This is a genomic window from Desulfovibrio sp. An276, assembly GCF_002159665.1.
Classification (GTDB): domain Bacteria; phylum Desulfobacterota; class Desulfovibrionia; order Desulfovibrionales; family Desulfovibrionaceae; genus Desulfovibrio; species Desulfovibrio faecigallinarum.
The window spans coordinates 24,796-36,120 of the sequence record NZ_NFJC01000022.1 but is presented as its reverse complement, the minus strand read 5'-3'; the positions used below and the strand labels follow the sequence as shown (position 1 = coordinate 36,120).

Below are 11,325 nucleotides of genomic sequence, written 5' to 3'. Positions count from 1 at the left end.
CATATCGGACAAAAAGGGGAACCGTTCATGCTTCTGGTAATATCTCTGGGACTGTTCGCCTTTCACCTGCTCGCCTGGGTGGGCATTATCCACATTCTTTTGACCAAGAGGGATCCGCGCTCCGCCCTTGGCTGGGCCGGCCTCATCCTCTTTGTGCCTGTTCTGGGGCTCTTTCTCTACATTCTCTTCGGCATAGGCCGAACCCAGAGCAGGGCATCTGCCATCATGCGCAAGCAGGCAGACATGCTGCCAAAGTACGCCCATCCGCCCCTTCCCAAGGAAGAACCCGCCATCCCTCTCTTCTTGCGTCGCATGGAGCAGCTGGGACGCTCTCTCACAACCCACCATCTTACTCCGGGCAACAGCATAGAGCCCCTTTTCAACGGCAATGCCGCCTATCCTGAAATGATTGCGGCCATTGACAGGGCAGAGCACCACGTCTTCCTAGTCACCTACATTTTCAACAACGGCAGGGTCAGTGCAGACTTTGCCAGGGCGCTGATTGCGGCAGCCAAGCGGGGTGTAGACGTCCGCGTCCTTCTGGACGGCATAGGGCGCTTCTATTCCTTCAGATCGCCAGTCCAGGAGCTTGCGAAGAATGGCGTGAAGACCGCCTATTTCCTGCCTCCCAGCCTTGTCCCCCCGAATCTCATGATCAATCTGCGCAATCACAGAAAGATCATGGTCTGTGATGATGTGGCCTTCACCGGGGGCATGAACATCGCAGACTATCACGTTGTCACGGACGACAATCCAAAGGCAGCCCAGGACATACAGTTCAAATGCATGGGCCCCATTGTTCTCGAATTCTACCGTTCCTTCATACTGGACTGGGGATTTGCCACCAATATCTATGACCAGATGCTGCCCGCTGTCAGGCCGAAAGAGCAGGGCAACTGCTATTGCCGCCTTGTGCTGGATGGTCCGGGTACAGGCTCTGATCCATTGAACGAGCTCATAGCCGGCAGTATCAGCAATGCCATTTCCTCCGTCACTGTCATGACTCCCTATTTTCTTCCCACCAGAGAAATCATGGCAAATCTGCGCATTGCTGCCGAAAAAGGCATAGATGTCCGCATCATACTGCCGGAAAAGAACAATCTGCCCTATGTGCACTGGGCTGCATTCCGTGTCTTGCCAGAGCTTTTGCAGGCGGGTGTGCGCATCTTCTACCAGCCACCGCCCTTTGCGCATACGAAGCTTTTATGCATTGACGACTACTACTGCCAGATAGGTTCGGCAAACTACGACAGCAGAAGCCTGCGGCTCAATTTCGAGCTCAATTCCGAGATTTTCGACAGGGACTTCAACCGAAAAATGACAGCTTTCTGCCATGATGTCATGGCAAGGAGCAGGGAAATCCATCTCGAAGACGTGCTCTCGCAAAGCCTTTTTCAAAAACTCAGAAGTTCCCTGTTCTGGCTCTTTTCTCCCTATCTGTGAGCAGCGGATTCACAGGATTACCAAGGCCTTACGTGCGATATGCGCACACGCAAGGCCCTTTTGTTTTGCAAACGCTCGAGTTTCAAAGCCAAAAACGTCAAAATCATTATTTATAACAAGGACTTGGGCATGTTTTTGACGGCACATTTTTGTCGTAGAAAAAATCCTTCGGGATTCGGCCAAGCCCCTTGCCGGCAGCTGCAGGGCACAGGCAATACGCCAGACATGAGCGCTGCTACCTTCGGCGCTGTCCACGGCTCTTCCTCAGACAACGCTGGCTGACTCTCCTTCTCCCCTATCTACGACTTCCAAATCCACAGAAAAATCAAAAGGCTGCATGTGTTCTACGCACACACAGCCCTTTTGTTTTGCATTTCTAGAGTTCGCCCAAAAATCGCCTTCTACTCGACTGTCACGCTCTTGGCCAGATTACGCGGCTGATCCACGTCCTTGCCAAGGTAATCTGCCATCTCGTAGCTGAACAGCTGCAGGGCAGGCAGCACAATAAAGCCGGACATGAGGGAATCCATCTTTGGAACAATCCACAGATCTTCAGCAGGAAGTTCCGTTCCGGGATTGGTCAGGGCTATGACCTTGCCCTGACGTGCCTGCACTTCCACTATGTTGGACTTGACCTTGGGCAGCAGGGCGTCGTCGAGGCATATGGCAAAGGTGGGGAAGGTGCTGTCTACAAGGGCTATGGGACCATGCTTCATTTCGCCAGCAGCATAGCCTTCGGCATGGATATAGGAGAGTTCCTTGAGCTTCAAGGCGCCTTCAAGGGCCAAGGGATAACAGTGGCCGCGGCCAAGATAAAAGAAGTTCTTCGCCTGAGCATACTTTCTGGACAGGACCTTGGCCTTTTCGTGCATGCCCGGAAGCTCGCGCTGCAAGATTTCCGGAAGGGCGAGAATGTCATGGACGATTCCGCAAAGAGCCTCGGGGCTGACAGTCCCCTTTCTGCTTCCCCAGTAGAGAGCCATGAGGGTCAGCACAAGCATCTGGCTGCACATGGCCTTGGTGGAGGCAACGCTTATTTCGGGTCCTGCCTGGGTATAGAGGACGCGATCTGCCTCGCGGGCTATGGACGAGCCGACCACGTTGCATAGGCCAATAACTTTGGCGCCGCATTCTCTGGCTCTGCGCAGAGCAGCCAGCGTGTCGGCAGTCTCGCCGCTCTGGCTTATGACAAGGACCATCTCGTCTTGGCTGAAGAGCAACCTTTCCTTGTAGCGATACTCGGAGGCTATCTCCACCTGAACAGGGATTTGCGCCATGGATTCGAGAATGTGCCTGCCCCAGAGCCCTGCGTGCGAGCTGGTACCGCAGGCTACTATGGTGAGCCTGCTCGGCACTGGAAAATCGTCGAGCTCGGCTATCCTGACGCCATCCCTTGCCGGCGTCAGACGGCCTGTCATGCTGTCATTCAGAATATCGGGCTGCTCAAAGATCTCCTTGAGCATGAAGTGCCTGTATCCGCCCTTCTGGGCAGACTGCACATCCCATTCGATGGTCTCCACCCTGTGTTCCACAGGAGCGAGATCCTCGACACGGAAAACAGCAAAGCTGTTCTTGTCCACGCGGGCTATTTCGCCATTTTCCAGGAAGACAACCTTGCGGGTATAGGGCAAAAATGCCGGAATATCGGAGGCTACAAAGTTTTCCCCTGTGCCAACGCCGAGAATGAGCGGAGCGGACATGCGGGCAGCGAGGAAGACATCGGGATCCTCCACGCTCATGAGGCAGATGGCATAGGCGCCATGAGCCTGTGAGAGCGCCAGGGAAAGAGCCTTCAGAAGATCCGGCTCATTCTTGTGGCAGTCCTCGATGAGATTCACCAGAACTTCCGTGTCCGTGTCGGAATTGAAAACATAGCCCTTCGCCGAAAGCTCGTTCTTGATCTCAAGGTAGTTCTCGATGATGCCATTGTGCACAATGGCCAGCTTTCCCGAATTGCTCATGTGGGGATGGGCATTGCGCACGCAGGGTTCCCCGTGCGTTGCCCAGCGGGTGTGTCCCATGCCGGTGGTGGCAGTCGAAGGAGGTTCGGTGCTCAAAAGCCTTTCCAGGGCATTGAGCTTGCCCTCTGCCTTCACCACGCGGAACTTGCCCTGCTGTACGCAGGCGACGCCAGCGGAATCGTAGCCTCTGTACTCAAGCCTGTGCAGTTCTTCGACAACAAGGGGCACTGCCGGTCTGTGTCCGGCATAGCCGACTATTCCACACATTGTTTTGTCTCCTCAATCTCCCTCCAGTTCTTGTCGGGAGAATTTCCCAAAAGCCTGTCCTGTTCCTTTTGTTCGCTTTTTTTTGAGGACTTTTGCCAGGGAAAGATATGGATGCGCATGCAGAGCAGGGCATGGGCCTGTACTTGAAGGACACTGCCACCCAAGGTGGACAGTGTCCCAAAATTTCAAAAACCTACATGTTCTTGCGATCTATGATGTCCTGATTGCGAACCTCAATCTTACTCTTGCTGGCAAGGTCTTCCATGAAGGCCTGATAGACGCCGTCCTGGCGTTCGCGCTGGGTCAGATTCATCATGATGGGCTCGAACTGCTGCCATTCCTGGGCTGAGGGATCCTCGATTTTTGCCACCCTGGCAATAAGAGCACCCTGTTCCTTGTCCTTTTGCACAGCATAGACACCGGGGAGCCAGCTGCCGGGAGCAGTGGTGAACATGGCATCGTCAAGTTCGGGCTGCGATGCAAAGGGGGCGAGAGCAGAACCCCTGTCCACTGCGGTAGAAACGACAACCTTGCTCTTCCAGGACTCTTCAAGGCCCTTGTCTGCACCCTTGAGAACAGTCTCTAGCTCCTTCATGGCTGCCGCCAGAGCATCGGCAGAGCGAATCCTTGTCACTACATCCGCCTTTACCTCTTCAAGGGGCTTGAAGGAGGCGGGCGAGGTCTTTGTCACGCGGACAACCACATACTTGTCCCCTGCAGTGAGGGGCATGTCCACGGGCTGGTTTGCCCCCTTGGACATAATGGAAGAAGCGCCCTCTGCATTGATGCCCAGGGTCTTCTGTATCTCGTCACTGCTCATAAGTCCGCTGGACTTGAGGGTCAGGCCATTGGCGCTGGCGGACGCTGCCAGATCCTTGCCGAGAATGTTGTCCTCGACCAGGGCATCAAGCACATCGCCAAGCTTGTCCCTGCTCGCCTCGCCAGCAAGGGTTTTCTGAATCTCGGCCCTGACGTCCTCGAACTTTTTGACAGCCTCGGCCTTGCGTCCGGTCACAAGAATGAGGTGGAAGCCGAATTCGCTGCGCACAGGGGCAGTGACAACGCCTTCTTTGGCCGCAAAGGCAGCCTTGTCAAAGGCAGGAACGGTCATGCCGTGGCTTATCCAGCCAACGCGTCCGCCCTTGTCCGCGGCATTCTTGGGATTGTACGCGTCTGCCACATCCGCAAAGGCCTTGCCAGAAGCAAGCTCGTTCTGTATGGCAGCCACCTTTTCCTCTGCCTTCTTCACATCCTCGGCCGGGGCATTCTGTTCCACTGGCACAAGGATATGGGAGACCTCGATGGTCTCGGGTTCGACAAACCTGCCCTGATTCTTTTCGTACCAGGCACGAGCCTGCTCATCGGTGATGGCCTCTGCCGAAACCAGGGTAAGGGGATTGACTTCGATGTACTGCACATCCGCCTTCTGGGGGATGGCGTAGTCCATCTTGTGTTCGTCGTAGAACTTTGCAATCTGGTCGGCGGCGATTTCCTGGCTCTCCTTCGGGGTGGCGGGCACATAGATGTATTCCATCACCCTCTTCTGGCGCAGGAAGTTGAAACGCGCCCTGGCCTCGAGGCTGTCGGTCCAGCTGCCCTGGGAGACAAAGGCAACGGTCTTTTCTATGAGCAGGCGTCTTGTCAGATCCTCTTCAAAGGAGGCAGGTGTCTGACGCATGGCAGCAAGCACGTTCTTGTAGCGTTCGGGATCGAATTTTCCCTGCGCATCCTGGAATTCCTTGAGCTGGCCAACATAGAGACGAAGCTCATAGGGAGAAATGTCGATATTGTTGCGCCTTGCTTCCTGAACAATCAGCCTCTCCACCACCAGCTGCTGGAAAACCTGTCGCCCGAGCTGGCTCTTTTCCTCTGCCGTCCAGGTCCTTCTGGGCGACTGCTGATTGATGGCTTCTTCTGCCCTGCGATAGGACATTTCGAACTGCTGATAGGTGATGGGCTCACCATTCACGGTACCGACAATGTTCACATTGCCGGTATCTGTAAAGCTGCCTATGCCCCAGAAGACAAAGACAAGGATAATGACACCAAAGGCCACTTTGACCCAGAAGGACTGGGCATTGGAGCGAATAATATCAAGCATTGAATCACCTTGAGATGGCTTGTTTGCGTAAGAGGCAATCACTAAGCGGCAATCAAAAGAAACATTTTTATAGCTGTCTTGGGTGCAAACTTCAAGAACCATTGCAGGGTCAAGCCAGGGGGCCTCGGACGCCAGACCCTGCCGACTCTTGTCGAGCGCAAGCAAATAATCAACGAAAAATCAATATCTTGCGTGTATTAAGAACAAGTTAGGAACAACTTTGGAACATTTTATAACCACAACAATCCAATAAAACCAAACACTTATCCTATTTAGCGACAATTGTTCGATAGCCCCTGGCGCAATATGCTGTTGCCCGCAGGGCTATCTCCCACACCTGTACCATGGTCTTGGCTATAAAAATAAGAAAAAAAATACACAATGTTACGCTATTTGCATACCCTCTTTTGCCGGGCACGCCCCTAGCTCTAGGATCGGCTCCTGTGCGGACTTCGGCCAAGTCCTTGTATTTTCCTGTATTTTTCCTGGTTTCGCCGTTTGTCTCACTGGATGACAGATATCTTCAATGATTTTAAAGACTTGTCCATTTTTGAAACATTTTGCGAACACAAAAAAACGCAATAAAATCAACGCATTGAGTGTATTATCAACATTGTTTTTCAAACATCCGTTAAAAATATCAAGAATTTCAGATGAATGACCTATTTTGAAACAACATGCCATATTTTATAGGGTCATAATAAATACAATAATATTACTTGTTTATCCGACTTACAAACAATTTCGAGGTAAAGCTGTATTACAAACAACAATAATTTCAAGTAGTTATTCTTATTACACACATTGTTCCAAACTTTGGCCGAGACCTACCTGGCCCGGGTCTGCCCCAAAAACGGCACATTGGGCACCCCTGTCATGGTGGAAGCTCGTGCACATGGCTCCAGGGGAAAGGCAGGTCCACATGCCTGTGTTATCTTTCTAAACACATTGATATCATTACAATTTTTTACTTTTACGCACACGTTGGAGGCTTGAAAGATCATCCCCTTGTCGAACACCTCTTTATTAAACAATTCAGGTAGTTTAATATGGTAACCGACAACTTTGGAACATTTTTTAAAGTTATGAACATTTCCTCCTGGTTAGGAACATTTTACTCACACTCTTTTCTGCACCCCTGTTTCAAAATGTTCGTAAAATGTTCCAATTGTTCCAAACTGCCTCCAGTTAGGAACATTATCATTTCAATAATTTCAGCGACTTAACCGTTTTCGAGACAAACGCACAGAGACCTGATCTCCCTCCTCTCTCTTCTTTTAAACAAAAGACATAAGGAAAGAGCCAAGGGACCTGCCAACAAGCCAGAGAGCAGTCAGTCGACCAAGCTACCGGTGTCATCGAGAGAAGCCATAAGAAAGCCATACAGAGGACGCTCCAGGGAGAGCACGAATGCGTGTACGTTGAAGGGACTGGACAGTGGCATTTGCCTGCCGCTTTGGAACATTGGGAACGCGCAGGCAGGGCAGGACTTGTGTGCGGGCCCAAAAGCAGGCGAGGCAGGGATGATTCATGCGCATGCCCTTCAGGGAAAGCCCTGTCACCCGGAAAGAAGGGTATCTTTCCAAAGGCAAGCCGAAAGGCATGCCTCAAAAAGCTCTTTTTGACTAAAAAAAACAAATACTTGACAACACTTTCATCGCTTGATTTCCGCTTGTTCTTCTGCTATTTTTCACTGTCCGGGAAAATTCTGCTGCATGGCCTGTCGGGCAATGTTTTCATTGCAGTAGATACCTTTCTTCAGAGGGAAATCTCCAAATACGCAGGGGTATCCTCGACAGGCAACACGTTCTTTCCGGATGTTCCCTTTCCCGCTCCGTAGGCTTGCTTGCAACGGAGCTTCCGTTGCCTTTAATGCACTGCACCACCCCTTTTTTCCGTATTGCTCTGCCATTTCACCAAGGAGACAGCCGTCAACAAGAGGCCTTTACACAAAGGCTGCGGCCGTAAAGAGATATATGAAAATTACACTTAATACAGAACATTGCGTCCAGGGAATCCAGAAGGCGAACAACATCACTCCCAGCAAGTCCGGTACCTCGTACCTTCGGACCATGTGGCTCAAGGCCAGCAAGGCCAACGGCACCATTGCCTTCATGACAACCGATGGCAGTACCGAGTATATCGGCACCTATCCGGCCGAGGTTGTGGAAGAAGGCCTTGTAGGCGTGCAGTCCCGTTCCATAAGCGAACTCATTCGCTCCCTGCCTGCCGGTCTCATTCACATCGAAACAGACGACAAGAACGGCACTGTTGTCATCACTCAAGGAAGGCGTACCTACAAGCTGCCCGCGTCCTCATCCACCTGGTTCCAGGAATTTTCGCGCTATCCGGAGGGCGAAAGCCTTGTGTGGAACGGTGAAAGCTTTGGCGACATCATCGAAAAGATTTTCTTCTGCATCAGCGATGACGAGGACAGCAGCTTCGGTTGCCTGTGCATAAAGCCCAATGGCAGTGGCGGCATCGATTTCTGCGGTCTTGACGGCAACAAGTTTGCCATCACGATGCTCAAAAACGACGAGCTTTTGGCAAAGCTTCCCGAGGAAGGCATCAAGATCCAGAAAAAGTACATTGCCGACATCAAGAAGCTGCTTTCCACGGACGAAATCGAGATCATGATTGGCGAAAAGCGCTTCTACATTCGCGACAAGAACGATCGCGACATGTTCAGCGTGCCGCTGACCCAGCTCAAGTTTATCGACTACTCCATTTTCATCAGCAAGGCCAATCAGGCAGACGCTTCCGTCATCAGGGCCAAGAAGGCAGACCTTGTCAATGCGCTTTCGCGCAACATGATTTTCAATACCAAGGAACAGATCTGCGTCTATCTGACCATTGCCGCAGACAGCATAACCCTGAACTCCAGCGACAAGACAACGGGTTCGGCCACGGAGACCATTCCCGCACAGTGCGACACTGGTGTGCCCGAGGTGGCCTTTGTGACAAGGACGCTCATCGACATGCTTTCGCATCTGCCCGGAGACGACATTGTCGTAAAGCTGTCCAGCCAGGAAGGCCCCTGCTGCTTTGCAGCTGCCGATGACAGGGACTACTATATCATTGCCATGCCCATGCAGGTAGTCAGCAAGACCTATTACCAGGAGGAGGATGCCTAATGGCAGAAACTGAAATGGAAACGAATTACAACGCGTCCTCCATTACCGTTCTCGAGGGCCTTGCGGCTGTCCGCAAAAGACCGGCCATGTACATTGGTTCGGTGGACTCCCGGGGTCTGCATCACCTTGTCTATGAAGTTGTCGACAACAGCATAGACGAGGCCATGGCCGGTTTCTGCAACGAGATAAAGGTCACCCTCCATGCAGACAACAGCGTCACTGTGCGCGACAACGGCCGCGGCATCCCCGTGGACGAGCATCCCAAGGAACATGTCCCTGCGGTACAGGTGGTCATGACCAAACTGCACGCTGGCGGCAAGTTCGACAACAACAGCTACAAGGTGTCCGGTGGCCTGCACGGCGTGGGCGTTTCCTGCGTCAATGCCCTGTCCGAATGGCTTGAGGTGACCATACGTCGCGACGGCAAGGCCTATCGTCAGCACTACGAGCGCGGCGTGCCCGTGGATGAACTCACAATAGTGGACAACCATGCCCACGGACACGGTACCAAGGTGCACTTCAAGCCGGACGAGGAAATCTTCGAGACCACGGAGTATTCCTACGACATTTTACGCAAGCGCTTCGAGGAACTGGCCTATCTCAACAAGGGCCTCACCATCGAATGCGAGGACGAGAGGACGCAGGAACATCATGTCTTCCATGCAGAGGGAGGCTTGAGACAGTTTGTAGAGGCCCTGGCAGAAGGCGACGAAACCCTGCATCCCGTACTCTTCCTTGAGAGTGTCGTGGACAATGTCACCGTGGACTTTGCCCTGCAGTACACCACAAGCTACAAGGAAACCGTCTATTCCTACGCCAACAACATCAGGACAGGCGAGGGGGGAACGCATCTTTCCGGTTTCCGCATAGGCCTCACCCGCGCCATCAACAACTACATCAAGGGGCAGCAGGACCTTGTCAAGAAACTGAAGAGCGTGCAGCTCTCGGGCGAGGACACCAGAGAAGGCCTTGTCGCGGTCATTTCCGTAAAGCTCCCCAATCCCCAGTTCGAGGGCCAGACCAAGACCAAGCTTGGAAACTCCGAGATAGCCGGCATTGTTTCCGGCGCTGTCTACGATGGACTTTCCAGATATTTCGAGGAAAATCCCAAGGACATCCGCCAGATAGTGGGCAAGGCCGTGGACGCGGCACGAGCCAGGGAAGCGGCAAGGCGCGCAAAGGAAATCGTGCGCCGCAAGGGGGCCTTGAGCGACAATGCCCTGCCAGGCAAGCTCGCGGACTGCCAGAGCAAGAATCCCGCTGACAGCGAACTCTTCCTGGTTGAGGGCGATTCGGCAGGTGGTTCCGCAAAGCAGGGACGCGATCCCAAGCATCAGGCCATCTTGCCCCTGCGCGGCAAGATATTGAACACCGAACGCTGCCGTCTCGACAGGATGCTCGCCAACAACGAGGTCAAATCCCTCATTACGGCCATGGGCGTTGGCATAGGAAAGGACGACACGGATCTGTCCAAGCTGCGCTACGACAAGATCATCATCATGACCGATGCCGATGTGGACGGTGCCCACATCAGAACCCTGCTTTTGACCTTCTTCTACCGCCAGTATCCGGAAATGGTGGAGCAGGGCCATGTCTATATTGCCCAACCGCCCCTCTACCGCGTGCACAACGCCAAATTCGAGAAGTTCATCAAGGACGACGCCGAACTGAACGCCTTCCTTTTGAACCGGGTAGGAGAAAACATTGTCGTTGGCACAAGCAACGATCGCCTGCTTAAAGGGAGCGAGCTCATTGAGCTTTTGCGCGAGATTGAGCAGATGCAGCTGGCAGTCGACAATGCCGAACTCACCGGCCTTCCCCGCACTCTCTATCTTGCCCTTGTGACCTGTCCGGAACAGATTAGTTCTCCGGAACAGCTTGCGGACAGATCCGGCCCCGTGGGTCAGTGGCTTAAAGATCACGGCTACACGTGTTCCCTCATGAATGTTGGCGGCGAGGAGGAAGAGGAGCGCATTTTTGCCATCTTCCGCAACGAGCAGAGCCATCAGACAAGACGGGCCATGGAATTTTTTTCCTCGCGCACCTACAGGAATGGCTGGAAGTTCTTTGAGAAACTCAGGCAGGAGTTCGGGGGCGCAAACTTTGTGCTCAAGCGCGACGGAGGAAGCGAAGTGCCGGTTGGTGACAGCTTCAGTCTCTTGCAGACCGTTCTCGACGAGGCCCGCAAGGGCTACGCCATTCAGCGCTACAAGGGCCTTGGCGAAATGAACCCCGAACAGCTGTGGGTGACCACCATGAATCCGGAAAACCGTGTTCTCCTTCAGGTCCAGGTCGAGGATGCCGAGGAAGCCAACGACGCATTCCAGGAACTGATGGGCGACAGGGTGGAACCCAGGCGTGCCTTTATCGAACGCAATGCCCTGAAGGTCCAGGATTTGGATATCTAGTCCTGATGTTG

Annotated in this window: 6 protein-coding genes; 3 read left to right on the top strand and 3 right to left on the bottom strand. The window is 53.1% G+C overall.

Annotation, left to right across the window (positions count from 1 at the left end):
• Nucleotides 1-27: 27 nt before the first annotated feature.
• The gene (cls, locus tag B5F76_RS09685) at nt 28-1,443 is read left to right on the top strand and encodes a cardiolipin synthase (RefSeq protein ID WP_087353835.1); all 1,416 of its coding nucleotides are present in this window, start codon (nt 28-30) and stop codon (nt 1,441-1,443) included.
• A 9-nt stretch (nt 1,444-1,452) separates the two neighbouring features.
• Here cls and B5F76_RS09680 read toward each other — a convergent pair whose 3' ends face one another.
• From B5F76_RS09680 to B5F76_RS09670, 3 genes are all read right to left on the bottom strand, one after another.
• Nucleotides 1,453-1,698, bottom strand: coding sequence for a hypothetical protein (locus tag B5F76_RS09680; protein ID WP_087353832.1), 246 nt, complete (start codon nt 1,696-1,698; stop codon nt 1,453-1,455).
• Nucleotides 1,699-1,844: 146 nt separating this feature from the next.
• Entirely contained in the window at nt 1,845-3,671 is a 1,827-nt protein-coding gene (gene glmS / locus B5F76_RS09675) for a glutamine--fructose-6-phosphate transaminase (isomerizing) (RefSeq protein WP_087353829.1), read from the bottom strand.
• Between the two features lie 193 nt (nt 3,672-3,864).
• Nucleotides 3,865-5,772: a peptidylprolyl isomerase gene (locus tag B5F76_RS09670; protein ID WP_162608793.1), complete on the bottom strand. Its 1,908-nt coding sequence runs from the start codon at nt 5,770-5,772 to the stop codon at nt 3,865-3,867.
• Between the two features lie 1,976 nt (nt 5,773-7,748).
• Between B5F76_RS09670 and B5F76_RS09660 the strand changes: the two genes are divergently transcribed.
• A complete protein-coding gene (locus tag B5F76_RS09660; RefSeq protein WP_162608792.1) occupies nt 7,749-8,906 on the top strand; it encodes a DNA polymerase III subunit beta in 1,158 nt (385 codons plus the stop codon).
• Nucleotides 8,906-11,314, top strand: coding sequence for a DNA topoisomerase (ATP-hydrolyzing) subunit B (gene gyrB, locus B5F76_RS09655; RefSeq protein WP_087353816.1), 2,409 nt, complete (start codon nt 8,906-8,908; stop codon nt 11,312-11,314). The genes B5F76_RS09660 and gyrB overlap by 1 nt, the downstream gene beginning before the upstream one ends.
• Nucleotides 11,315-11,325: the final 11 nt, after the last annotated feature.

Coding starts and splice junctions, on each gene's coding strand:
- cls (WP_087353835.1), top strand. CDS start 28: ATGCTTCTGGTAATATCTCTGGGACTGTTCGCCTTTCACCTGCTCGCC.
- glmS (WP_087353829.1), bottom strand. CDS start 3,671: ATGTGTGGAATAGTCGGCTATGCCGGACACAGACCGGCAGTGCCCCTT.
- B5F76_RS09670 (WP_162608793.1), bottom strand. CDS start 5,772: ATGCTTGATATTATTCGCTCCAATGCCCAGTCCTTCTGGGTCAAAGTG.
- B5F76_RS09660 (WP_162608792.1), top strand. CDS start 7,749: ATGAAAATTACACTTAATACAGAACATTGCGTCCAGGGAATCCAGAAG.
- gyrB (WP_087353816.1), top strand. CDS start 8,906: ATGGCAGAAACTGAAATGGAAACGAATTACAACGCGTCCTCCATTACC.